The organism is Duganella vulcania (assembly GCF_009857655.1).
In the GTDB taxonomy this organism is placed as follows: Bacteria; Pseudomonadota; Gammaproteobacteria; order Burkholderiales; family Burkholderiaceae_D; genus Rugamonas; species Rugamonas vulcania.
The window spans coordinates 61,943-85,461 of record NZ_WWCX01000016.1 but is presented as its reverse complement, the minus strand read 5'-3'; the positions used below and the strand labels follow the sequence as shown (position 1 = coordinate 85,461).

Sequence of the window (23,519 nt, the reverse complement as noted above, 5' to 3'; positions counted from 1 at the left end):
GAGTTCGGCATGAACGAGTGGCTGACAACTGTGATGGCGGAACCGGCGGTGCTGGTGACGGTGGCGATCGTGGAGGGCCCCGGCCCGCGCGAACCCGGCGCCCGCATGCTGGTCACGGCCACCGGCCAGGTGGACACCATCGGCGGCGGCCATCTGGAGATGTGCGCGGTCGATGTCGGCCGCAGCATGTTGAAGAGCGCTGCCAAGTCGCCCGACGGCGTGCACGCGCGGCTGGAGCGTTACGCGCTTGGCCCCACGCTGGGCCAGTGCTGCGGCGGCGTGGTCCATCTGGCGTTTGAGCTGATCGACGCACCGCTGGCCGAGGTGATGGCCAGCCTGCGCAAGCGCTGGCGCGAGGACAGCTGGCGCCTCAGCGCCATCGACGGCGCGCCGGTCTCCTTGCTGCTGGACGCCGATGGCACGATCCTCGCCGGCGCGGGCGAGGCATTCCCCATCATCAACCACCAGCGCGGCACCCACATCCTGCGCGACACGGCCGGCCGCCGCTGGCTTGCCGATCCCTGCCTGGCGCCGCGCGCGCACTTGCTGCTGTTTGGCGCCGGCCATGTCGGCGCGGCCATCGTCCGCATGCTAGGCGAGCTGCCGTGCACCGTCATCTGGATCGACGAACGCGAGGACATGTTCCCGTCAGCGATACCGCCCAACGTCACCGTCGAAGCCACCGATGCACCGGAAGCCCTGGTGGCCAGCGCCCCTGCGGGCGCAAGCTATCTGGTGATGACCCACAGCCACGCGCTGGACCAGCGCCTCAGCGAAGCGATCCTCGCGCGCGCCGATGTCGGCTGGTTCGGCCTGATCGGCTCCAAGACCAAGCGCGTGCAGTTCGAGCGCCGCATGGCCGCTCGCGGCCTGCCCGAAGACCGCATCGCCGCCATGGTCTGCCCGATCGGCATCGCCGGCATCACCAACAAACTGCCGGCCGCGATCGCCGCCTCCGTCTGCGCGCAATTGCTGACGGTGTGGGAAGCGCAGCAAATCGCCGCACTCGAAACGAAGGCCGCGCCGGTGCGCCTGGCCGCATCGCGCTAGAATCAGCAATCCTCTTCAGGACATCGCCATGCCTAACAACTTGCAAGCCTACCGCGGCAGCTTGCTGCACTTTCTCGCCGATCCGGCGTTCAGCGCACAGTCGCACGCATGGCATGAAGACGGCCTGCTGATCGTCGCCGACGGCAAAGTGCAGGCGGCGGGCGACTACGCCACGTTGCGCGCCACACTGCCGCCCGGCGCCGGGCGGCACGACTACAGCGGCAAGCTGCTGATGCCCGGCTTTATCGACACCCACGTCCATTATCCGCAGACCGACATGATCGCCTCGCCGTCGGATGGGCTGCTGCCCTGGCTGGAGACCTACACCTTCCCCACCGAGCGCCAGTTCGAAGACCCTGCCCACGCGGCCGGCGTGGCCGACTTCTTCCTCGACGAGCTGCTACGCTGCGGCACCACCACCGCCATGGTCTACTGCACCGTGCACCCGCAATCGGTGGACGCCTTCTTCGCCGCCAGCGAACAGCGCGGCCTGCGCATGGTGGCGGGGAAGGTGATGATGGACCGGAACTGCCCCGACTTCCTGCGCGATACCGCCGAATCCAGCGCCCGCGACACCGAGGCGCTGATCCGGCGCTGGCATAAGCGCGGCCGCGCCCTGTACGCGATCACGCCGCGCTTCGCGCCCACGTCCACCGAAGCGCAGTTGCAGCTGGCGGGCGAACTGGCGCGCGCCTATCCCGACACCTTCATCCAGACCCACGTCTCCGAGAACGAAGCCGAATGCGCGTGGGTGCGCGAGCTGTTCCCCAACTCGCGCAGCTACATCGACGTCTACGACAGCTACGGCATGCTGCGGCCGCGCGCCATGTACGGCCACTGCATCTGGCTCAATGAGCAGGACCGCCTTCGCATGGCGCAAACGCGGTCGGCCGCCGCCATCTGCCCGACCTCCAACCTGTTCCTCGGCAGCGGCCTGTTCGACTTCCAGCGCGCCGACCAGGCGGGCGTGTTGCTGTCGCTGGCGAGCGATGTGGGCGGCGGTACTTCCTTCTCGATGTTGCAAACGATGAATGAAGCCTATAAAGTAGCGCGACTGAAGGGCAGTTACCTGCCGGCCCTGCGGATGTTTTATTTGGCCACGCTGGGCGCGGCGCGCAGCATGCAGCTCGAAGGCACGGTCGGTAATTTCGCCGTTGGCGCCGAGGCGGACTTCATCGTGCTCGATCCGCAAGCCACGCCGCTGCTGCAACGGCGGACCGCGCGCGGCGCGAGCCTGGAGGAACTGCTGTTCGCGCTGGCCCTGCTGGGTGACGACCGCGCCGTGGCGGCCACCTATTCGGCCGGCCGCCAGGTGCACGCCCGCATAATGACTTAAACCACATTGGAAGACTCATGCAAAAAAATATCGCCAGCCTGAAGGCCGCCGCCATCGCCGCCGCCCTGTTCTGCGCCTTGCCGCACGGCGCGCAAGCAGTCAGCAACGAGGAGATCACCAAGCGCCAGTTCGCGGCGCTGGTCGCGGGCCCGGAGCCCAAGACGGCCGAGCTGACGATGTTCCTGACCATGATGCCCAAGGGCGGCGACCTGCACCACCACTACTCGGGCGCGATCTACGCCGAGCAGTATCTGGAGTGGGTGGACAAGGAAGGCTACTGCGTCAACAAGAACACCTACCTGATCGACACCAGCAAGGCCGACGCCACCGCCGAACAGGCCAAGCCGCTGGCGGACCGCGTCTGCCTGTCCGGCCAGGACGTGATGAACAATAACACCGTGCTGGCCAACCTGCTGCAGCGCTGGGCGGACAAGGACTTCTACAACCACGGCGCGCTGCAATCGCCGCCGGACCGCCAGTTCTTCGACACCTTCGGCTTCTTCGGCCCGGTCTCATCGACCAACGCGGCCGACGGCCTGCAGCGCCTGAAGCAGCGCGCCATCCAGGAAAACCTGAGCTACATCGAAACCATCTACGAGATCGCGCCGATGGCGCAGGACGCCGATTTCGACCGCAAGGCAGCCGCCGGCGCCATCACCGACGCCGACCTGGCCGCCTACGCCGCCAAGCTGGAAACCAACGGCGACTTCCAGGGCTGGATCGCGTCCTACCTGAAAAACGTGGACACCGCCGGCGCCGGCATCGACGACGCCAGCTTCACGCTGCGCTACCAGCCGTTCGCGCTGCGCTTCCTGACGCCATCGCAGGTGTTCTCGCAGATGGTGTCGAGCTTCAAGCTGGCCACCTCCAATCCGAAAATCGTCGGCGTGAACATCGTTGGACAGGAGAGCGTCAACGTCTCGATGCGCGACTACGCGCTGCAGATGCGCATGTTCAAATTCCTGAAGACGAAGCAGCCTGGCGTGAAACTGGCGCTGCATGCGGGCGAACTGGCGCTGGGCGTGGTGCCGCCGGAGGGCCTGACCTTCCACATCAAGGACGCCATCGACGTCGCCGGCGCCAGCCGCATCGGCCACGGCATTGACATCGCGCACGAGACGGACTCGCTGGCGATCATGAAAAAAATGCGCGACCAGCGCATCCCGGTGGAGGTCAACCTGACCAGCAACCAGTTCATCCTGGGTGTGAAGGGCGAGGCCCATCCGGTCACGCTGTACCGCAAGTATGGCGTGCCGTTCGTGCTGTCGACGGACGACGCCGGCGTCTCGCGCAACAACCTGTCCGGCGAATACGTGCTGTACGCTTCCCGCTACAAGCCGAACTATGCCGAGATCAAGAAACTGTCCTACGACAGCATCCGCTATTCCTTCCTTGCCGATGTTGATAAACAACGTTTATTGAAGGCATTGGACGGCAAGTTCGTCAAATTCGAGGCCGCCATCGCCGCGGCACAAGCGGGCGCCGCCGCACGCTGAGTGGCGGACGCGCGGGCGCTTGTGGCGTTCAGTCCACAGGCGCCCAGCGTTTGTTACAAAAAACTTCCCCTCGACAGCGGCGTTCAGTTGTTGTCAAAAAATCCACGATCGACGCATCCTTTCGCAGAAGAAGGGCGATAATGTGGTGATCAAGCTACAGAAATTAGTGGGCATCCTCGGGCTTGCCCCTATTTTGGCAATGAAAAGATTTCATTCAACTGGGGCTGACTTATAATTTCGCCCTATTGTTTTTGTTGACCGTCTGCAACGTTGGCGCCGAACACGATTCCCACTATTTATATATATAACGTCTAAATTCATAAATTAAATCGTATTTGTCAGACAATTTTCATTAATGCATAGTTGGATAAAATTGATCCAAAAAGGCAAGATTTCTGCCTTTCTTACGGTCCTCACCGCGCCTGCGCGGATGTCACAGAATTGTCATAAATACGTCATCACCCTGACATATTACGTCCTTACACTCACCCGCTGCCCTTGGCGCGCTGAGCTTTGGGCAATTAATCGGTTTGCAGCAATCGTAAAGAGGGAATACCTGCCATCAGCAAGGGTTCCGAATAACTATTAGTCCATTTTGGGGTTATACAATGATCAATCATAAACGGCTCAAGTTGACGCAAATCGCGCTCAGCCTGTCTATCGCACTAGCGGCAGCGCCGGTCTTCGCACAGAACACCACCTCGGCGATCGGTGGCCGGATTTCGGTTGCGGACGGCAAGCCAGCCGCTGGCGCCACCGTATCCATCGTGCACGTCGAGTCGGGCACCGTCAGCACCGTCGTCACCGATGCGGAAGGCCGTTATGTTCAGCGCGGCCTGCGTACCGGTGGTCCGTACACGATCACGATCACCAAGGACGGCATCTCCGAGAAACGCGAAAACGTGTACACCCAGTTGGCCGAGACCGCCAGCGTGGATGCCACCCTGGGCGCGCAGATGCAAACCGTGACCATCGCCGGCACCGCTGGCGGCCGTTCGGAGAAGTTCTCGAAGACCAACATGGGCGCCGGCACCAGCATCACCGCGACCGAACTGGCGATCCAGGGTTCGATCAACCGCAACCTGCAGGACTACGCCCGTTCCGACCCACGCGTTTCGCAGACCGACAAGGAACGCGGCGAAATGTCCGTGGCCGGCCAGAACTCGCGCTACAACTCGCTGACCATCGACGGCGTGGCCGTCAACGACACCTTCGGCCTGGAATCCAACGGTTCCCCGACCGCCAAGCAGCCGATCTCGATCGAAGCGATCCAGTCGGTGCAGGTCAACGTCGCCAACTACGACGTCACCCAGAAGGGCTACACCGGCGGTAACATCAATGCCGTGACCAAGTCCGGTACCAACACCGTCAAGGGCAACGTCTACTACGTGTTCCGTAACGACCGCCTGGCCGGCGACCGCTACAACAACGCCACCGACACCTACTTCGCGCCGGCGCCGTTCAAGGAAACCACCAAGGGCGCCACCGTCGGCGGCCCGCTGATCAAGGACAAGCTGTTCATCTTCGCTGCCTACGAGAAGCTGGAATCGACCCGTACCGCGCCGGCATTCGGCCCGATCGGCAGCGCAGTGACCAACGTCGGCATCGCGCCGTCGACCATCGCTGGCGCCACCGCCATCGCCAAGAACACCTACGGCTTCGACACGGGCGACTTCAGCCAGGTCACCGGTTCGCAGCTGACCGTCGACGACAGCCTGGTCAAGGTCGACTGGAATATCAACGACAACCATCGTGCGATGTTCCGCTACTCCAAGACCAAGCAATCTGAGCCGCAATTCACCGGCATGTCCGCTACCGGCCTGTCGCTGAACTCCGAGTGGTACTCGCAGGGCAAAACCATTGAAACCATGGTTGGCCAGTGGACCGCCGACTGGACCCCGAACTTCTCGACCGAGTTCAAGGTCTCGTCGCGCGACTACGACAGCATCCCTAAACTGAATTCGCAACTGCCGCTGATCGGCCTGAGCATCACCGGTCCGACTCCGGACGGCACCGCGGCCAATGTGCCGACCACGTCGCGTACGCTGAACTTCGGCACCGACAACAGCCGTCAGCGCAACATCCTGGGCACCAAGACCAAGGACGCCTACCTGGGCGCCAACTGGTCGCTGGGCGAGCACGAAGTCAAGTTCGGTGGCGACTACTCCAAGAACGACGTGTACAACGCCTTCCTGCAAAACGTCTGGGGCAACTACACCTTCTCGTGCCAGAACAACTGGGCGTACGCCTTCCTGGGCGGCAAGAGCCTCGATTGCGGCAAGGCCTCTGCCGCCCAGATCGAACAAGCCGTACTGGAAAACTTCAAGACCGGCCGTCCATCGTCGTACAGCACCCAGGTCGCGCTGCCAGGCCACACGCTGGATGAAGCCGTGTCGCAGTTCAGCATGAAAAACTATGGCACCTTCGTGCAAGACACCTGGACCGTGACCCCGCGCCTGACCGTGAGCTACGGCGTGCGCATGGACGCCACCCGCGTCAGCGACCGTCCGGCCCGCAACGATGCGGTTGCCGCACCTATGGTCGCAGGCAACCCGGCCACCGGCGCACGCCAGACCGGCGGCTTCGGTCTGGACAACACCACCACGTTCGACGGCCAGAACATCTGGCAGCCGCGCGCCGGCTTCAACTACACCTTCGACAGCCCACGCCAGATGCAAGTACGCGGCGGCTTCGGCCTGTTCCAGGGTGCGGCTGCAACCGTATGGCTGTCCAACCCGTTCTCCAACCCTGGCGTGCTGACCCGCAGCGTCGGTTGCGGTGGTTCGTTCCCCGCTTGCCCGACCACCGGCGGCACGTTCAGCACCGACATCAACAAGCAGCCGACCAACTTCGCCGGCGCCGCGCCAGCGGCGGCAGTCGATGCACTGGCCCCTGGCCTGAAACAGCCATCGGTCTGGAAGGGCAATATCGCCTTCGACACCGAACTGCCATGGTATGGCCTGGTGGTGGGCGTGGAATACCTGAAGACCACGGCCAAGGATGCGATCTACTATCGCAACCTGAACCTGGGCGCCGCCACCAAAATTGGTACCGACGGTCGTGAGCTGTATTACAGCCCGCAAGGTTTCAACGCTGCCTGCTGGACTGCCGCCGGCGTCGCTGTGAACACCGGCACGACTTGCTCCGGTAATACCAGCAAGGCACTGAGCAACCGTTCGTACACCAACGTACTGGTGGCGACCGGCACCGACAAGGGCGGCAGCAGCCTGGCCACCCTGTCGCTGAGCCGTCCGATGACCAACGGCCTGTCCTGGTCGGTGGCCTACACCTACACCGATGCGAAAGAAGTGTCGGGCCTGACCTCGTCGACCTCGAGCTCGAACTTCAGCGGCCGTTCGGTGTTCAACCCGAACGAAGATGTCAGCGCCAACTCGAGCTACCTGGTGAAAGACCGTATCAACGCGCTGATCAACTTCCAGAAGCGTTTCTTCGGTTCGTACAAGACCACCGTCGGCATGTTCTATGAAGGCCGCGCCGGCAAGCCATACAGCTGGACCATCAACAACGACTTGAACGGTGACGGTCTGGCCGGCAACGACCTGATGTTCATCCCTTCGGCGCCAGGTTCGGGCCAGGTCGTGTTCGCAGGCGACACCGCCAGCAACCACGCCAATGAAGACAAGTTCTGGTCTGTGGTCAACAGCAACAAGGTACTGAAGCAAGCCGCTGGTGGCGTTGTCGGCCGTAACACCGACTTCTCACCATGGACCAACACCTTCGACCTGCGCCTGTCGCAGGAAATCCCAGGCCTGTACAAGAACAACAAAGCATCGTTCACCTTGGACATCTTCAACTTCGGCAACCTGCTGAACAAGAAATGGGGCCGTATCAATGAGGTGGGCTTCCAGCCTGCCGGTGCTCAAGCTCGCAGCTTCGTCGACTACGTCGGTCTGGATGCCAGCGGCAAGTACATCTACAAAGTCCGCGATGCGGTGGAAGCGCTGGACGTTCGCCAGGTTAAAGGCGAATCCCAGTGGGCCATCCAGGCTACCGTCAAGTACGAGTTCTAATCTCGTCTTAGCGTAACCGGCACTGCCAGGATAAACGACGGCTGATGGCGACATCAGCCGTCGTTTTTTTTCGGGCGTGTAACGTACTATGTCATCCCGCCGCGAGTGGCGTCGCCAGCCCGTTGGCGCTGTAAAATATCGACTTTCTTCCGAGCAGTATGCAATGAAAAAATATCTGAGTCCTGTGGCGGGTCTGCTGTTGGCGAGCCTGCTGGCCGCCTGCGCAACACACCAACAGCAGCCCGGCACGGCGCAAGTCGAACTGGTCACGCTGAACGATTTCCACGGCAATCTCGAAGCGAGCAAATACGTGCTCGACAGCGCCTATGCCCGCGGCGAACGCACCATCGTCGCCGGCGGCATCGACACGCTGGGCGCGGCGCTGCAGGCCTGGCGCAAGACCGATCCCGAACTGCTGCTGGTCGGCGCGGGCGACTTGATCGGCGCCAGTCCCGCGATCTCGTCGATGTGGGCCGACGAGCCGACCATCGGCGCGATGGACCTGCTGGGCCTGCGCGCCAGCTCGGTCGGCAACCATGAATTCGACGCCGGGCGCCTGGAGCTGCTGCGCCAGCAAAAGGGCGGCTGCAATTCGCCGCGCGCCGACAAGGCCTGCAAATTCGAGAACCCCTACAGTGGCGCCAAGTTCCAGTACCTGGCCGCCAACGTCATCGACATGGTGACCAGGAAGCCGGTGCTGCCGGCCTACAAGATCGAACAGGCGCATGGCGTCAAGATCGGCTTCATCGGCGCAGTGCTGCGCGAGGCCACCGAGAAGGCGCCGGCATCCGGCATCGCCGGCCTGGATTTCGTCGACGAGGCGGACGCCATCAACCGCCAGCTGCCGGAACTGCGCAAGCAGGGCGTGGGCGTGTTCGTGGTGCTGATCCACCAGGGCGGCCGCACCACCGATAAATTCGACCAGCAGGAATGCAGCCACTTGAGCGGACCTATCGTCGATGTGGTCAAGCGCCTCGATCCGGCGATCCGGCTGGTCGTCAGCGGCCACTCGCACCGCGGCTACCTGTGCCGCGTGGACGGGCGCCTGGTGACGCAGTCGGACATGGGCGGCCACGTCCTGTCGCGCATCACGCTCACCGTCGACACGGCCAGCAATACGCTGCGCGACGTCAGCGCCAAACAGGAGGTGATGATTCCCGGTGCTTGGCCCGCCGATCCGGCGCTGGACGCTTACATGAAAAAAGTCCGCGACCGCAGCGCCGCCGCGCTGGCGCGTCCGGTGGCGGCGCTGGCCGTGCCGAGCGTGCCGCGCGAAAAACAGGACGACGGCGAATCCGCGCTGGGCGACCTGGTCACCGACGCCACGCTGGCGGCCGGCCGCCCGTACGGCGCGCAGATCGCCTTCGTCAACAACGGCTCGTTGCGGCATGACCTCGACACCAGCGCCGGCAACCGCGTCAACGTCGGCCAGCTGCTGGCGGCGCTGCCGTACACGAATTCGCTGGTGGTGATGAACCTGCGCGGCTCGCAGATCCGCGAGCTGCTGGAGCAGCAGTGGAGCGGCGGCCGCGATATCACGCGCGGCCTGCTGCAGGTGTCGGACGGCTTCAAATACACCTGGGACCCGCGTCGCGGCGAGGGCAGCAAAGTGCTGGCCGATACCCTGACGCTGAACGGCGTGCCGATCGAGAACGGCACGGTCTACCGCGTGGTGGTCAACAACTTCCTGGCCGAGGGCGGCGACGCTTTCCCCACCTTCACGCAGGGCAGCAACCAGGCCATGACCAATATCCGCGACATCGACGCGCTGACCGATTACCTGACCCGGCGCGAGCAATATGGCAAGCCGGCCGGCCGTAGCGAAACACAGGGCCGCATCAAGCGCCTGCAACAACCTTAGGAGTCACCATGCGTCGCGTTTTACTTTCCGTTTTGTTGCCAGCGTTGCTGGCGTCGGCCCTGCCTGCGCGCGCCGAGTTTTCGATACCCGGTTTTGAACTGGTGCAGACCGCGCCGGTGGAGACCCCGCTGCACAGCGCTGATTTGCGCGACCCGGCCACCGTGTGGACTGAATTGTTCGACGGCGCCAAAAGCGAGATCGCGATCGGCCAGTTCTACGTGGTCGGCCATGAGGGCAGCGTCTTCAACAAAGTGGTGGAGCACCTGGAGGCGGCCGGCAAGCGGGGCGTCAAGATCCGCTTCCTGCTGGACCAGAAGGGCGTCGGCCTGTCGGACAAGGCCACCATCGAGCGCTTGAAGGCGATACCGAACCTGGAATTGCGCATCATCGATTTCAACAAGTTGACCGGCAACGGCATCCTGCACGCCAAGTACCTGGTGGTCGACGGCGCCATCGCCTACATCGGCAGCCAGAACTTCGACTGGCGCTCGTTTGAGCATATCCACGAGACTGGCCTGCGCATCACCGACGCGAAGATCGTCGGCCAGGTGCAGGCGGTGTTCAACCAGGACTGGCGCGCGCAGGCCATCACCGCGCAGGGCCTGGTGGCGCCGGCGTTGAACGTCAAGGTGGCCACGCCGGACATCCACCAGTCGACCTTCCTGCTGTCCAGCCCCAACCAGTTCAACCCGGCCGGCGTCGGCGATTCCGAAGCGGGCCTGCCGGCGCTGCTGGCCGAAGCGAAGAACGAAGTGCGGGTGCAGTTGCTGGACTACGCGCCGCTGAGCTACGGCCCGAAAGGCACGCGGCCTTACTACGCCGTGATCGACAACGCGGTGCGCGCCGCCGCCAACCGTGGCGTAAAGATCAAACTGATGGTGTCGAACTGGAACCTGGAAGAGCCGGCGCTGGTCTACCTGAAAAGCCTGGCCGTGCTGCCCAACGTGGAGATCCGCGTGGTCACGCTGCCGGTGGCCAGCAGCGGCTTCATTCCGTTCGCGCGCGTCATCCACAGCAAGACCATGGTGATCGACAACCAGGTGGCGTGGGTCGGCACCAGTAACTGGAGCGGCGGCTACATGGACCTGTCGCGCAACCTGGAGGTGGTGATGCGCAACGAGAAAATGGCGCAGCGCCTGGCCGCGCTGCAGGAGCAGACGTGGAACTCGCCGTACGCCCAGCCGCTGGACATCAACAGGAAGTACGCCAAACCCGCCAAAGGCAGCCCCGAATGAACAAGCTTGTTTTGACTGTGGCGCTGAGCGGCGCCCTCGTTTCGTTCAACGCCCACGCATGGGGCAATGACGGCCACCGCGCCGTCGGCGCCATCGCCGACCAGCTGATCCAGGGCAGCAATGCGGAACAGCGTGTGAAGGCCTTGCTGCTGCCGGGTGAGAGCCTTGAAAAGATCTCCACCTGGGCCGACTGCGTCAAGGGCACGTATTGCGGTCCGCTGAGCGAAGAGATGACGGCCTATGTCGCCGCCAATCCGCAGCACAGCACCTACCACTACACCGACGTGCCGTTCCAGAACGCGCACTACCACGACCACGACGCCGGCACCGCCGACGACGATATCGTGCAGACGCTCAAGCAGTGCATCGCCACCCTGCAGGGCAAGGGCGACAAGACCAGCAACCCGCACAACTTCACGCCGCGCCAGGCGCTGCTGATCCTGACGCATCTGGCGGGCGACGTGGTGCAGCCGCTGCACGTGGGCGCGGCCTATGTCGACAAGAACGGCGCCTTCGTGGTGCCGCAAAAGCAGGCGCAGATCGACGCGGTCCATATGTACGATGCGCGTGGCGGCAACGACCTGCTGCTGGACGACATCAAGATGAGCGCCATCAGTGCGCAACTGATCCCGGCCGCGCCGGCGGAGGTCAAGCCGGCCGCGCAGGCCGTGGCGCCAGGCACGCCGCCGCGCGCGCCGCAGGCCACGCGACCGTTCCATTCGTATTGGGACACCACGGTGGTGAACTACGTCTTCCGCCGCATCGGCGCGCGCTCGCCGCAGGAGTTTGCGCAACTGGTTATCGCGTCAAAGCCGGCGGTGGAGGCCAACACCGGCGATCCAATCAGCTGGCCGTACGCGTGGGCCGACCAGTCGCTGGCGGTGGCCAAGCTGGCGCACAGCGGCGTTACGGCCGGCGCCATCGGCCAGCAGACCAGCAAGACCGGCGAGGTGTTTAACGTCTGGTCGCTGACGGTGCCGGACGATTACCCGGTTCCCAGTTCGGCCGCCGCGAAGACGCAGCTGATCCAGGGCGGCTACAACCTGGCCGCCGTGCTCAAGGCGATCTGGCAGTAAGGCGGGTTATTTTCCGGTGAGGGGATTGAACCACAGTTCGCCGCGTGTCAGCGGCGTCTGTGGCGTCAGTTTTGGATTGGCGAGGTGGATGACACGGCGCTTTTGCATGGCCGTGTTTTTGATTAAGTCGCCCTTGTAGCGCTGGAATAGCGTATCCAGCGTGCCGTCCTTGATCATCATTTCCATACCCGCTTCGATGCGCTTGGCCAGCAGCTTGCCTTCGGCATCGCGCCGCACGAAGAAGTAGCGCGGCAGCGGATAGTGCAGCAGCAGCGTTTGTTCCACCGCCATCCGCGGATGGGCGTTATGGCGCTCCTGGAACTCGCGCAGCGCCTCGTCGGCCGAGCGCGAATAGAAATCGAAGCGGTCCGCTTCCAGCATGGCGAACAGCCCGTCGTAGCTGCTGCCTTCAACCACCGGCACGCCGGCTTTCTCGAAGATGGGAACATCGGCCCAGCCCTGGCCCAGGCCCGCGCGCAGATGCCGCAAGTCGGCGATGGACTTGACCTTGGAGAAGCGTTGCTGGTCGGCGCCGCGTATCAGCAGCAGCCGGTAGCCCAGCAGGCCGCGGTCGACCGGCAGCCGCACCGGCATGAACTGGCGCTCCAGTTCCGGCGAGGTGGCGCGCACGAAGATGTTGATGCGTCCCGACGACGACGTCATCTCCTGCACCACGCGCGGCGGCGACATCGCCACGTCGGACTGGTGTTGTTCAAACACGCCATAGCGTGGCGTGGTTTTTTCCAGCGCGGCGCGCAACACCGCCCAGTCGTAGTCGTAGCGGCTGTCGATGCCGCCGCTGGTGAGCGGATAGGTCAAGTGAGTCGCGGCCCAGGCCGGGGACGTGAGCATGCAGGGCAACAGCAGCAGCGCGCGCCATATTCCCCGCAGTCTGTCCACCATGTTCCGCATCATGCCGCCCGCAACTTTTCAAATGGCTAGTGTGCCACGCCGGGCGGCGCGACGCCAAATTTTTCGGCGCGGTGGGATAACAACGGATCGTCGCGCTTCCTCCCCATACAATTGACTTAATCTGGGCAAACTGTCTATCCTAGAGTTGCGCTCACATGTGCAACCCCGGCCCAATCCCCGCCGCTCGTTCAGGCTATCGCCTGTCTTTCAACGCAGTCGGAGGTGTCGAAATATGAAGTATGCATTTTGGGTAAGCATCGCCAGCACCCTGGCCTTGGCCGCGAGTGCGCCTGTATCGGCGCAGACCGCCGCCGATCCGGTTCCCGCGTCCTCGCCGGTTACCGCCAACGTGACGCTGGCATCCCAATATATCTCGCGCGGTTTTCGCCAGACATGGGGCAAGCCCGCGCTGCAGGGCGGCTTCGATTACACTGGCCCGGGTGGTTTCTCGGCTGGTACCTGGCTGTCCAACGTCAGCAACCGCTTCGTCGAAAACGGCACGCTGGAGTGGGACCTTTACGGGGCTTACGGCGGCGCAGCCGGCGATGTCGGCTACAGTGCGGGCGTCTACTACTACAAATATCCCGGCGCCGAGATTCACGCGACCCACACCACCTACGATTATGCGGAGCTGGCGCTGGGGCTGACCTACAAGGCCGCCTACGCCAAGTACAACTACACGGTGACCAAGGAGTTCTTCGGTATCGAGAACGCGCGCGGCACCGGCTACCTTGACCTGGGCGCCAATGTCGACCTGGGCGAAGGCTATACGCTCAACCTGCACTTCGGCCATGGCCGCGTAGCCAACAACAGCATGTGGAGCTGGCGCGATTACAAGGCCGGCGTGACCAAGGTGCTGGCGCCGGGATGGGCCGTGTCGGCCGCGTACACCAAGGCGCACGGCAAGACCGGCGCCTACGACAACTACACGCTGGGGATACCCAATTCCGCCGGCGTAATCGAAACCTCGAACCCGGCCGACGGCACGCTGGTGCTGGCACTTACCCGGACCTTCTGACCTTTTTCGGGGACCTTATATGTCCAGAGTTTTTTCGACCTCTCTTTCATTGAACGGCAAGATCTGCGCAGCGGCGACCGCGCTGGTGGTGATCAGCCTCGCCATCACCGCCACGGTGATAGGCATCCGCAGCAGCGCAAGCGCCGAGGCGGCGGCCATGAACCTCGCCCGCACCTCGGCGCGGGAAGTGGCGGGCGCGCTGCAGGCGCGCATTGCCAGTAACCTGTCGTCGGTGATCAACCTGGCCGGCGCCATGCGCGGCACGCGCGGCGCCAACCAGGCGTTGTCGCGCGACCAGGTCAACGAGATGGTCAAGGCCACGCTGCTTGGGTCGGAAGACCTGATCGGCTCCGCCGTTACCTGGGAACCGAATGCGCTGGATGGCAAGGATGCCGACTTCGCCGGCAAGCTGCCGTTGTACGATCCCAGCGGCCGCTATATGCCTTACTGGACCCGCGCCAGCGGCGGCGGCACCCACGTCGAGCCGATCGTGTTCGATAGCGCGCCTGGCGCCAACGACTGGTATGACATCCCGAAGCGGAACGGCAAGGTATTTTTCACCGAACCGTATGTCTATCCGGTGGACGGCAAGCCCACGCTGATGGCGTCCCTGGTGGCGCCGATCATGATCGAAGGTAAATTCCAGGGCACCGCCAGCGCCGACTTCATGCTCACGCGCCTGACCAGGATACTCAACGAATTGAAGGTGATCGACGGCGCGAAACTGAGCCTGATATCCAATGGCGGCCTGTATGCCAGCCATCCGGTCGCCGAAAAGCTGGGCAAGAAGGCGGAAGACATACCGGCGGCCGGCCTCGATCGCGTGCGCCAAGGGCAGGCTTACGAATACGAGGACGGCCAAGGCCTGGTGCACCTGCTGCAGCCCTTGTTCATCCACCCCGAGACCGGCCCGTGGTCGGTGCAGCTGACCTTCCCGAAAAGCGTGGCGCTGGCCCCCGCGCGCGAGCTGCTGATGTACACGCTGATCGTGTCGGTGGTGTGTGCGGTGGCGACGGCGCTGGTGCTGATCGCTGTGCTGTTCCGCCTGACCGCGCCGTTGCGCACCCTGGCCGCGCGGATGACGGCACTGTCCAGCGGCGACGCGGACCTGAGCGTGAAGCTGGAGGTGAACGGCAGCGACGAACTGGCCGTGATCGGCAATGGCTTCAATCAATTCGTCGGCAACATCCACGATGTGCTGGTGCAGGTGAGCGACAGCGCCGAGAACGTGGCGCGCGGCAGCGCTGAAATCTCGCACGGGAATTCCGATCTGTCGGCGCGCACCGAGCAGCAGGCCAGCGCGCTGGAGGAAACCGCCGCTTCGGTCGAGCAGCTGACCAGCACCGTCAAGGAGAATGCGGAGAATGCCCGTCAGGCCAACGAGCTGGCCGGGTCGGCGTCCGCGGTGGCGCAGCGCAGCGGCGCGGTGGTGTCGCAGGTGGTGGCGACGATGGCGTCGATTAACGATTCGTCGAACAAGATCGTCGACATCATCAGCGTCATCGACGGCATCGCGTTCCAGACCAACATCCTGGCGCTGAACGCGGCGGTGGAGGCGGCGCGCGCGGGAGAGCAGGGACGTGGCTTCGCGGTGGTGGCGTCGGAAGTGCGCAACCTGGCGCAGCGCAGCGCGGCCGCCGCCAAGGAGATCAAGCAGCTGATCGACGACTCGGTCGGCAAGGTGGCTGCCGGCAGCCGTCTGGTCGACGAAGCCGGCAGCACGATGGAAGAAGTGGTGTCCAGCGTGCAGCGCGTGACGGCGATCATGAGCGAGATCACGGTGGCCACGGCGGAGCAGAGCGAGGGCATCGCCCAGGTCAACCAGGCCATCGTGCAGATGGATGGCGTGACGCAGCAGAACGCCGCCCTGGTGGAGGAAGCCGCTGCGGCGGCGGAAAGCCTGCAGGAGCAGGCGGCCCATCTGGCGCAGGCGGTCAGCGTGTTCAAGCTGGATCGTGGCCCGGCGGTGGCGGCTCCGGCGACGCGTGCGCCAGCGCCGGTGGCGCGGCGCGTGGCGCCACCCGTGGCCCGTGCATCGGCATTGCCGGCCGCGCCGAAGCGCGTGGTCGCCGACAAGCCCAAGGCACCGGCCAAGGCCGACAGCGAGTGGGAGGAGTTTTAAAAAGCCAGCGCCGCCAAGCTCCGATTGTCAGGACGCCAGCACCACCTCGATGCCCAGTTCGCGGTAGGGCGCCAGCAGCGCTGCGGACACTCCGGCGTTGACCACGATCGCGCCGACGCGCTCCAGCGGCGCTATCTGGAACGGCGAGGCGGTGTCGAGTTTTTCGGGCGACGCCAACACCACCGTCCTGACCGACGCCGCCGCGATGGCGCGCTTGATGCCCGCCTCGTCGTAGTCGCCGGTGCTGATGCCTTGCAGCGGATGCAGGCTGCACACACCCATGAAGAAGATATCGGCGCGGATCTGCGCGATGGCTTCCAGCGCGGACGGTCCCATCGCCACGATGGAGTGCTTGAACAGGCGGCCGCCGATCAGGATCACTTCGATCAGCGGATGCCCGGCCAGCTCCACAGCGATGCTCGGGCTGTGCGTGACGACGGTGCAGCGCAGCGCCGGCGGCAGCGCGCGCGCCAGCTGGACGGCGGTGGTGCCGCCGTCGATGAACACCACATGTCCAGGCGCGATCATGGCCGCCGCCGCGCGCGCAATGGCGGGCTTGGCGTCGCTCGAGAGCTGCTGGCGCTGGGCGAAACTGCCCATCGCCGGCGAGGCGGGCAGGTCGAGCGGCAGCGCGCCGCCGTGCACCCGCTGCAGCAGGCCTTCCGCCGCCAGCTCGCGCAGGTCGCGGCGGATCGTGTCTTCCGATAGTCCCAGCTCCTCGCTGAGTGTTTTTGCGACGATCTGGCCGTCCTGTTTCAGGCGGGCGATCAGCAGTTCCTTGCGTTGACGTGTCAGCATGTGCATGAATTTTCTTGATGTTGCACGATATTGCATGATATCGTAAAAAAACGCAACCTTGATCAAGGAGATCGACATGCCCGAAGACCGCATCCGCATCCACAAAGTGGAGACCCTGTCCGACGACTGGTTCCTGCTGCAAAAGACCACCTTCGACTACCGCCGCAACGACGGCAGCTGGCAGCGCCAGACGCGCGAGACCTACGACCGTGGCCACGGCGCCACCATCCTGCTGTACAACCGCGAGCGGCGCACGGTGGTGCTGGTGCGGCAGTTTCGCTTTCCGACCTACGGCAACGGCCATGACGGCTTCCTGATCGAAGCCGCCGCCGGACTGCTGGACCGGGCCAGCCCGGAGGAGCGCATCAAGGCCGAGGTGGAGGAGGAAACCGGCTACCGCGTGGGCGAGGTGCGCAAGGTGTTCGAAGCCTTCATGAGTCCCGGCTCGGTGACGGAGCGGCTGTACTTCTTCGTGGCCGAATACGAGCCGGCGTCGCGCATCGGCAGCGGCGGCGGCATCGAGGAGGAGGGCGAGGACATCGAAGTGCTGGAGTTGACGATGGCGGAAGCGATGCAGATGATGGCCGACGGCCGCATCGCCGACGGCAAGACCATCATGCTGCTGCAATACGCCGCGCTGCATCTGATGCCCGCGTCCTGAACCGAACTGGGCCGCAAAAATCCGCAGCCCCGGCCACACACTTTGTGTGCGCTCAATCGGTAAAAGGACTACAGTCATACAGTGGCGTATGCAACTGATCGCCACCAACCTGCTTGATGATTTCTGCATGCGTCATCCGAACGCGCGGATTCCCATCGCTCATTGGCGGAAAGTAATGGCAGGTGCTTTTTTCCCTGACTATGTCCATCTTCGGCGAACTTTTCGGCATGCGGACTACGCCGCACCGTTCACGATATTTAACGTCGGGGGCAACAACTATCGCATCATTTCGAGAATTGAATATAGCAGAGACATTGCGCAGATCCGCTGGGTGCTGACCCATTCCGAATATGACAAGTGGACCCGGCGGTTTCTAAAGGGAGAAATTAAATCATGAACAATCCGAGCGATCCAGGTTCTGTTGGGCCTGACATTGCTGAACTTCAAGCTGCTTGGTTGTCATTTGAGCGGCTTACAAACTTGCGGCCTTTGCGGACTGACGCGGATCATCGGGATGCGTTGAAATTACTGGATGCAATTTGGAATGCTGTTCATGAAAAACCCTCTCATCCCTTATCCAGTCTGTTTGACTTGCTAGGGGAAATGATCAGTGAATATGAAAAAAAACGCTACCCGATGCCGGAAAGTGAACCGCACGAGATGCTGGCGTTTCTCATCGAGCAGGGCGAACGGACTGCGGAGGACTTTCATGGGATAATGGATCAGGTCGAGCTGGATGCGGTGCTTGCCGGGCGGCGCAAAATTGATGGCGACTTGGCGGGAAAACTGGCAAGCTTGTTCGGCGTGCCGGCTACGGTGTTCCTGAAAAGCGCTACCATCAACGCATGAGAACATATTTTTTAGCGGTGCTGCTGGCCGCCGGCCATGCTGCGGCGGCGGGCGATGCCAAGGTGGGGGAGGCGCTGTTCAAGCGCTGCGCGTCCTGCCATCAGGTCGGGACTTATGCGCAGGGTGGCTTCGGGCCGCAGTTGAACGCCATCGTCGGCCGGCGCGCGGCGTCGACCAAGGACTACAAGTACTCGGAAGCGATGAAGAAGTCGGGACTGGTGTGGGACGAGAAAACGCTGGCCGCATTCCTGCGCGCGCCGCACGACGTGGTGCCGGGGACCAGCATGCGTTTTTGGGGGATCAAGGATGAACAGCAGGTCGCCGACCTGCTGTCCTATTTGCGTTCACTGCATTAGCGCGATTTGACGAACGGCGTACCCAGCGCCTTCGGCGCCACCGACTTGGCCATCAGACCGGCCAGCACGATCACGGTGACCACGTACGGCACCATCTGGATCAGCGAACCTGGCAGGCGGCCCACCACCGGCAGGTCCACGCCTTCGATCTGGATCTGCACCGCGCCGAAGAAGCCGAACATCAGGCAACCGAGGAAGGTGTACACCGGACGCCAGTTACCGAACACCATCGCGGTCAGCGCCAGGTAGCCGGCACCGGCCGACATATCGCGCAGGAAGAAGCCACTCTGCACGATCGCCAGGTAGGCGCCCGAGAACGAGCACAGTACGCCCGCGATCAGCATCGCGATATAGCGCTGGCGCTCGACGCTGACGCCGGCCGCATCGGCCGCGTGCGGGTTCTCGCCGCAGGCGCGCAGGCGCAGGCCGAAGCGCGTGTGGTACAGCACCCAATGCACCAGCGGCACCAGGCCAAACGCCAGGTACACCAGCACCGAATGGCCGCCGATCAGGTGCGCGTACAGCCAGCCGATGAACGGTATGCCTTCCACCGCCGCGCTGCCGGGCAGCACCACGTCGAACAAGCGCGCCTGGCCCAGGTCCGGCGTGCGTCCGCCCTGCTGGAAGAAGAACTGCGCGACCACGAAGGTCAGGCCGCTCATGGCGATGTTGATCGCGATGCCGGCCACCAGCTGGTTGCCCTTCTGCGTGATCGCGACATAGGCTTGCAGCGTCGCCAGCAGCACCGATACCAGCATGCCGGCGGCCACGCCGTACCAGGGGTTCTGCGTGGCGAAGGCCACGGCCGCCGACACGAAGGCCGACGCCAGGATCTTGCCTTCCAGGCCGATGTCGATCACGCCCGAACGTTCGGCGAACAGGCCGGCCATGCCGGCGAAAATCAGCACCGGCGCGTTGCGCACGGTCGATACCAGGATGCTGCCGATTTGGAGGTCTTCAAAAGTCATGTCGGTCTCACTTCTTCCGTTTGATCAGGGCGGCGATGGCCGGGGCGTAGAAGTTCTCCATCGCGCCGCAGAACAGGATGATCAGGCCCTGGATGAAGATGAAGGTTTCGGGCGGAATGTTCTGCTTTTCCAGCGACAGGTCGAAGCCGCCCTGGATCAGCGCGCCGAACAGCACGGCCGACAGGAAGATCCCCACCGGATGCTGGCGTCCCATCAGCGCGATCGCGATGCCGACGAAGCCCGCGCCGCCGACGAAGTTCAGTGACAGGTAGTGGGTCGAGCCCATGATGGAGTTGACCGAGCCCAGGCCGGCCAGCGCGCCGGAGATCAGCATGACGGTGATGATCATCTTGCTGATGCGGACGCCCGCGTAGTGCGCCGCGTGCTTGTTCAAGCCCGTGGCGCGCAGCTTGAAGCCCCACGAGGAACGCGACACCATCACGCCATAGATCACCAGCGCGATGATCGCCAGGAAGAAGCTGATGTTGAGCGGCGTCTCGCCCAGCACCGGGAACCACTGGTTCAGGCGCGGCATCTCGGCGGCGGCGCTGAAGGCGCGGCTGGCCGGATTCTGCTCGCCCGCCGGCACCAGGTACTTGACGATCACGGTGTTCATCAACGCGCCGGCGATGTAGTTGAACATGATGGTGGTGACCACCACATGGCTGCCGCGTTTCGCTTGCAGGTAGCCGGGCAGGAAGGCCCACAGCGCGCCGAACAAGGCCGCGCCGATCATGCCGACCGGGATCAGTAGCCACATCGGCAGCGAGCTGTCGAAGGCCAGCATGGCCAGCGTCAGGCCCAGGCCCGCGAAGTACATCTGGCCCTCGGCGCCGATGTTGAACAAGCCGGCCTGCATGGCGATCGAAACCGCCAGGCCGGTGAAGATGAAGGTCGAGGCGTAGAACAGCGTGTAGCTCAAGCCTTCGGGATTGACGACGGCGCTGTTGATCAGGATGCCCATCGATTCGACCGGGCTTTCGCCCAGCAGGTAGATCACCAGCGCGGCCACCAACAGGGCCGACAGCAGGTTCAGGATGGGCATTACAAACGCGGTTGCCCAGCGTGGCAGGTCGTGGTTATTCATGATTTGTGCATCCCGCCCATCAGCAAGCCGATACGGGTCGTGTCGAATTCTTCAATTTTCAGTTCGCCGGTGATGCGGCCGCCGCACATGACCAAAATACGGTCCGCCAGCGCGCGCACTTCTTCCAGCTCCACGGACACCAGCAAGATCGCCACGCCGGAATCGCGCAGCGCGAGCAGCTGCTTGTGGATGCTTTCGATGGTGCCGATGTCGACGCCGCGCGTCGGCTGGCCGACCAGCATCAGCTTGGGCTGCGCCAGCACTTCGCGGGCGATTACCACCTTTTGCTGGTTGCCGCCCGAGAGCAGGCCGATACGCAGGTCGTGGTTGTTGGGGCGGACGTCGAAGTTCTTCATCAGCTCCGCGCAGCGCGCGGCTATGGCCTTGAAGTCGAACAGGCCCCAGCGGTTTTTCAGCTTGTCCTGGTAGCCGAGGATGGTGTTGTGCATGACCGAGAAGGCCTTCACTACGCCGTCGCGCAGGCGGTCTTCCGGAATGTGGGCGATGCCCAGGTCGCGGAAGGTGCGCGGCAAGCCGTCGGCGTCGGAGCGGCCGGCGAAGGGCAGCGCCTTGCCGAGGAATTCCAGCTTGCCGGAGGTCGGCAGGCGCATGCCCGACAGGATCTCCATCAACTCGCTCTGGCCGTTGCCGGACACGCCGGCGATGGCGACGATCTCGCCGGCGCGCAGCGTGAAGCCGATATCGGCCAGCAGCTTGACCTGCTGTTCGTCCTGCAGCTGCAGGCCTTCGACCTGCAGCACCGGCGCGCCCGGATTGTAGGGCGCGCGCGGCAGGTTGTTCTCAATCGGACGGCCGACCATCATGTTGGCCAGGTCTTCCTTGGTGGTGCCGGCGGTCGGCACGGCGCCGATCACGCGGCCGCCGCGCATCACGGTGACGGTGTCGGTGATGTCGAGGATCTCCTGCAGCTTGTGCGTGATCAGGATGATGGTCTTGCCCTGTTCCTTGAACAGGCGCAGGATCTCGAACAGCGACTCGGTCTCCTGAGCGGTTAGCACGGCGGTCGGCTCGTCCAGGATCAGGATGTTGGCGCTGCGGTAGATCTGCTTGAGGATCTCCACGCGCTGCTGCGCGCCCACCGACAGATCGTGGATGGTGGCCAGCGGATCGACGTCGAGGCGGTAGCGGGTGCAGATCTCGCGCAGCTGCGCTTCGACGGCGGCGCGCTTGGACTTGAGCTTGAAACCGCCCTCGCTGCCCAGCATCACGTTATCGAGCACGGTCATGTTCTCGACCAGCATGAAGTGCTGGTGCACCATGCCGATGCCCAGCTCGATCGCTTCCTGGCTGTTGTGGATGCGGCGCGCCTGGCCATCGAGCAGGATCTCCCCGCCGTCGGCGCGGTAGTATCCGTACAGGATGCTCATCAGGGTCGATTTGCCGGCGCCGTTCTCGCCCACCAGGCCGTGGATGGAACCCTTGGCGATGGTGAAGCTGACGTCCGTGTTCGCTTTGACGGCTCCGAAATGCTTGGAGATGCCGCGAAATTCTACTGCTGGCTGCATAGGATCGTTTTCGGTGCGGGGTTAGATAAAAATACGCAAAATGTTAAACGCGCCGCACGGGGAGTGTCCCCGGCGGCGCGCTCAATGTTCAAACATGGGTCAGGCCGGGCAGGCTGCGCCCGAACGGATGTCGATGACTTTGACCTTGCCGTCGATGATGTCCTTGCGGGCACCCATGACGCGCTTCTCGATTTCCGGCGTGATCAGCTTGCGGTTGTTCTCGTCCAGCGCCCAATCGACGCCGCCTTCCTTCAGGCCCTTGGCGGTGACGCCGGCCTTCCAGGTACCGTTCTTCATCTGCATGAAGGCGTCGTACACGGCCACGTCGACGTGCTTGACCATCGAGGTCAGGATGGTGCCGGGATAGAGGCCGTTCTGGTTCGAGTCGACGCCGATCGCCAGCTTGCCTTTTTCCTTGGCCGTCTGCAGCGTGCCCAGGCCCGAACCGCCGGCCACGGCGAACACCACGTCGACGCCACGGTCGAACTGCGAGCGTGCCAGCTCACCGCCCTTGGCCGGGTTGTTCCACGAATCGGAGGAGGTGCCGACCATGTTGGAGTTCATCTCGATCTTCGGGTTGACCGCCTTGGCGCCCTGGGCGTAGCCGCAGGCGAAGGTGCGGATCAGCGGGATGTCGACGCCACCGATGAAGCCCAGCTTTTTCGATTTCGACGCCATGGCTGCGGCCACGCCGGCCAGGTACGAGCCTTCCTCTTCCTTGAAGGTGATCGAGTTGATGTTGGCGCCTTGCGCCACGCCGTCGATCAGCACGAAGCGCACTTTAGGGAATTCCTTGGCGACCTTCTGCACGGCGGCCTGCTGGGCGAAGCCGATCGAGGCGATCATGTCCAGGTTCTTGCGGGCCAGGCCGCGCAGCACTTGCTCGGCCTGGGTGTCGCTGGAGGCTTGCACCTCGATGAAATTGATGTTGGTTTCCTTCTTGAAGCGCGAGGCGCCTTCAAAAGCGGACTGGTTGAACGACTTGTCGAACTTGCCGCCTGCGTCATACACGATGCCCAGCTTTGGGTCAGCCGCGGACGCGCTGGCAGCGATGAACAGTGCTGCAACCGTCAAACTAAGTTGTGAAAGTTTCATGAATAGGCTCCTGGAAGATCGATATTGTATATTTTTATTGGA

19 protein-coding genes are annotated in these 23,519 nt (G+C 63.6%); 13 read left to right on the top strand and 6 right to left on the bottom strand.

The genetic code is table 11. The annotated features are described in order from the left end of the window. Positions 1-9 precede the first annotated feature (9 nt). The 7 genes from xdhC to GTP90_RS12465 all read left to right on the top strand — a co-directional run bounded on the left by xdhC (position 10) and on the right by GTP90_RS12465 (position 12,085). Entirely contained in the window at positions 10-1,050 is a 1,041-nt protein-coding gene (gene xdhC, locus GTP90_RS12495; protein ID WP_161083847.1) for a xanthine dehydrogenase accessory protein XdhC, read from the top strand. A 28-nt stretch (positions 1,051-1,078) separates the two neighbouring features. After that, complete coding sequence (gene guaD / locus GTP90_RS12490) at positions 1,079-2,386, top strand: guanine deaminase (protein WP_161083846.1); 1,308 nt, start codon at positions 1,079-1,081, stop codon at positions 2,384-2,386. A gap of 17 nt (positions 2,387-2,403) precedes the next feature. Further along, the gene (locus GTP90_RS12485) at positions 2,404-3,882 is read left to right on the top strand and encodes an amidohydrolase family protein (RefSeq protein ID WP_161083845.1); all 1,479 of its coding nucleotides are present in this window, start codon (positions 2,404-2,406) and stop codon (positions 3,880-3,882) included. A gap of 608 nt (positions 3,883-4,490) precedes the next feature. Beyond that, on the top strand, positions 4,491-7,913 hold the full coding sequence (locus tag GTP90_RS12480) for a TonB-dependent receptor (protein WP_161083844.1): 3,423 nt from the start codon (positions 4,491-4,493) through the stop codon (positions 7,911-7,913). A gap of 163 nt (positions 7,914-8,076) precedes the next feature. Beyond that, positions 8,077-9,774, top strand: a complete 1,698-nt coding sequence (locus GTP90_RS12475; protein WP_161083843.1) for a bifunctional metallophosphatase/5'-nucleotidase — start codon at positions 8,077-8,079, stop codon at positions 9,772-9,774. Between the two features lie 8 nt (positions 9,775-9,782). Beyond that, the gene (locus tag GTP90_RS12470) at positions 9,783-11,009 is read left to right on the top strand and encodes a phospholipase D-like domain-containing protein (protein ID WP_161083842.1); all 1,227 of its coding nucleotides are present in this window, start codon (positions 9,783-9,785) and stop codon (positions 11,007-11,009) included. Further along, on the top strand, positions 11,006-12,085 hold the full coding sequence (locus GTP90_RS12465; protein WP_161083841.1) for a S1/P1 nuclease: 1,080 nt from the start codon (positions 11,006-11,008) through the stop codon (positions 12,083-12,085). The genes GTP90_RS12470 and GTP90_RS12465 overlap by 4 nt, the downstream gene beginning before the upstream one ends. Before the next feature lie 6 nt (positions 12,086-12,091). Here the strand turns inward: GTP90_RS12465 and GTP90_RS12460 are convergent, their stop codons facing one another. Further along, on the bottom strand, positions 12,092-12,988 hold the full coding sequence (locus tag GTP90_RS12460) for a transporter substrate-binding domain-containing protein (RefSeq protein ID WP_254451841.1): 897 nt from the start codon (positions 12,986-12,988) through the stop codon (positions 12,092-12,094). Positions 12,989-13,229: 241 nt separating this feature from the next. Here GTP90_RS12460 and GTP90_RS12455 point away from each other — a divergent pair, with 241 nt between their 5' ends. Together GTP90_RS12455 and GTP90_RS12450 are read left to right on the top strand one after the other, a co-directional pair. After that, positions 13,230-14,015: a TorF family putative porin gene (locus GTP90_RS12455; RefSeq protein ID WP_161083840.1), complete on the top strand. Its 786-nt coding sequence runs from the start codon at positions 13,230-13,232 to the stop codon at positions 14,013-14,015. 19 nt (positions 14,016-14,034) lie between these two features. After that, positions 14,035-16,137 (top strand): methyl-accepting chemotaxis protein, encoded by a 2,103-nt coding sequence (locus GTP90_RS12450; protein ID WP_161083839.1) that lies wholly within the window; start codon positions 14,035-14,037, stop codon positions 16,135-16,137. 27 nt (positions 16,138-16,164) lie between these two features. Here GTP90_RS12450 and GTP90_RS12445 read toward each other — a convergent pair whose 3' ends face one another. Next, the gene (locus GTP90_RS12445; protein WP_161083838.1) at positions 16,165-16,935 is read right to left on the bottom strand and encodes a DeoR/GlpR family DNA-binding transcription regulator; all 771 of its coding nucleotides are present in this window, start codon (positions 16,933-16,935) and stop codon (positions 16,165-16,167) included. Positions 16,936-17,011: 76 nt separating this feature from the next. On the opposite strand from GTP90_RS12445, the gene GTP90_RS12440 reads away from it, so the two are divergent. The 4 genes from GTP90_RS12440 (at position 17,012) to GTP90_RS12425 (ending at position 18,801) form a co-directional block, all read left to right on the top strand. After that, entirely contained in the window at positions 17,012-17,596 is a 585-nt protein-coding gene (locus GTP90_RS12440; RefSeq protein WP_161083837.1) for an NUDIX domain-containing protein, read from the top strand. Between the two features lie 88 nt (positions 17,597-17,684). After that, the gene (locus GTP90_RS12435) at positions 17,685-17,993 is read left to right on the top strand and encodes a type II toxin-antitoxin system HigB family toxin (protein WP_161083836.1); all 309 of its coding nucleotides are present in this window, start codon (positions 17,685-17,687) and stop codon (positions 17,991-17,993) included. Then, positions 17,990-18,445: a helix-turn-helix domain-containing protein gene (locus GTP90_RS12430; protein WP_161083835.1), complete on the top strand. Its 456-nt coding sequence runs from the start codon at positions 17,990-17,992 to the stop codon at positions 18,443-18,445. Before GTP90_RS12435 ends, GTP90_RS12430 begins: the two co-directional genes overlap by 4 nt. Beyond that, complete coding sequence (locus GTP90_RS12425) at positions 18,442-18,801, top strand: c-type cytochrome (protein WP_161083834.1); 360 nt, start codon at positions 18,442-18,444, stop codon at positions 18,799-18,801. The genes GTP90_RS12430 and GTP90_RS12425 overlap by 4 nt, the downstream gene beginning before the upstream one ends. Here the strand turns inward: GTP90_RS12425 and GTP90_RS12420 are convergent. The 4 genes from GTP90_RS12420 to GTP90_RS12405 all read right to left on the bottom strand — a co-directional run bounded on the left by GTP90_RS12420 (position 18,798) and on the right by GTP90_RS12405 (position 23,477). After that, on the bottom strand, positions 18,798-19,769 hold the full coding sequence (locus GTP90_RS12420) for an ABC transporter permease (protein ID WP_161083833.1): 972 nt from the start codon (positions 19,767-19,769) through the stop codon (positions 18,798-18,800). The two genes, GTP90_RS12425 and GTP90_RS12420, sit on opposite strands and share 4 nt — an antisense overlap. A gap of 7 nt (positions 19,770-19,776) precedes the next feature. Further along, positions 19,777-20,856, bottom strand: a complete 1,080-nt coding sequence (locus tag GTP90_RS12415) for an ABC transporter permease (RefSeq protein ID WP_161083832.1) — start codon at positions 20,854-20,856, stop codon at positions 19,777-19,779. Then, positions 20,853-22,382 (bottom strand): ABC transporter ATP-binding protein, encoded by a 1,530-nt coding sequence (locus GTP90_RS12410; protein WP_161083831.1) that lies wholly within the window; start codon positions 22,380-22,382, stop codon positions 20,853-20,855. Before GTP90_RS12410 ends, GTP90_RS12415 begins: the two co-directional genes overlap by 4 nt. A 99-nt stretch (positions 22,383-22,481) precedes the next feature. Continuing rightward, entirely contained in the window at positions 22,482-23,477 is a 996-nt protein-coding gene (locus tag GTP90_RS12405; RefSeq protein ID WP_161083830.1) for a BMP family lipoprotein, read from the bottom strand. Positions 23,478-23,519 lie beyond the last annotated feature (42 nt).

Bases quoted from the DNA above. Each gene is read 5' to 3' on its own strand.
- GTP90_RS12460 (WP_254451841.1), bottom strand. From the start codon at position 12,988: ATGGTGGACAGACTGCGGGGAATATGGCGCGCGCTGCTGCTGTTGCCC.
- GTP90_RS12440 (WP_161083837.1), top strand. From the start codon at position 17,012: ATGCCCGAAGACCGCATCCGCATCCACAAAGTGGAGACCCTGTCCGAC.
- GTP90_RS12430 (WP_161083835.1), top strand. From the start codon at position 17,990: ATGAACAATCCGAGCGATCCAGGTTCTGTTGGGCCTGACATTGCTGAA.
- GTP90_RS12425 (WP_161083834.1), top strand. From the start codon at position 18,442: ATGAGAACATATTTTTTAGCGGTGCTGCTGGCCGCCGGCCATGCTGCG.
- GTP90_RS12455 (WP_161083840.1), top strand. From the start codon at position 13,230: ATGAAGTATGCATTTTGGGTAAGCATCGCCAGCACCCTGGCCTTGGCC.
- GTP90_RS12435 (WP_161083836.1), top strand. From the start codon at position 17,685: ATGCAACTGATCGCCACCAACCTGCTTGATGATTTCTGCATGCGTCAT.
- xdhC (WP_161083847.1), top strand. From the start codon at position 10: ATGAACGAGTGGCTGACAACTGTGATGGCGGAACCGGCGGTGCTGGTG.
- GTP90_RS12465 (WP_161083841.1), top strand. From the start codon at position 11,006: ATGAACAAGCTTGTTTTGACTGTGGCGCTGAGCGGCGCCCTCGTTTCG.
- GTP90_RS12420 (WP_161083833.1), bottom strand. From the start codon at position 19,769: ATGACTTTTGAAGACCTCCAAATCGGCAGCATCCTGGTATCGACCGTG.
- GTP90_RS12415 (WP_161083832.1), bottom strand. From the start codon at position 20,856: ATGAATAACCACGACCTGCCACGCTGGGCAACCGCGTTTGTAATGCCC.
- GTP90_RS12475 (WP_161083843.1), top strand. From the start codon at position 8,077: ATGAAAAAATATCTGAGTCCTGTGGCGGGTCTGCTGTTGGCGAGCCTG.
- GTP90_RS12480 (WP_161083844.1), top strand. From the start codon at position 4,491: ATGATCAATCATAAACGGCTCAAGTTGACGCAAATCGCGCTCAGCCTG.
- GTP90_RS12405 (WP_161083830.1), bottom strand. From the start codon at position 23,477: ATGAAACTTTCACAACTTAGTTTGACGGTTGCAGCACTGTTCATCGCT.
- GTP90_RS12450 (WP_161083839.1), top strand. From the start codon at position 14,035: ATGTCCAGAGTTTTTTCGACCTCTCTTTCATTGAACGGCAAGATCTGC.
- guaD (WP_161083846.1), top strand. From the start codon at position 1,079: ATGCCTAACAACTTGCAAGCCTACCGCGGCAGCTTGCTGCACTTTCTC.
- GTP90_RS12485 (WP_161083845.1), top strand. From the start codon at position 2,404: ATGCAAAAAAATATCGCCAGCCTGAAGGCCGCCGCCATCGCCGCCGCC.
- GTP90_RS12410 (WP_161083831.1), bottom strand. From the start codon at position 22,382: ATGCAGCCAGCAGTAGAATTTCGCGGCATCTCCAAGCATTTCGGAGCC.
- GTP90_RS12470 (WP_161083842.1), top strand. From the start codon at position 9,783: ATGCGTCGCGTTTTACTTTCCGTTTTGTTGCCAGCGTTGCTGGCGTCG.
- GTP90_RS12445 (WP_161083838.1), bottom strand. From the start codon at position 16,935: ATGCTGACACGTCAACGCAAGGAACTGCTGATCGCCCGCCTGAAACAG.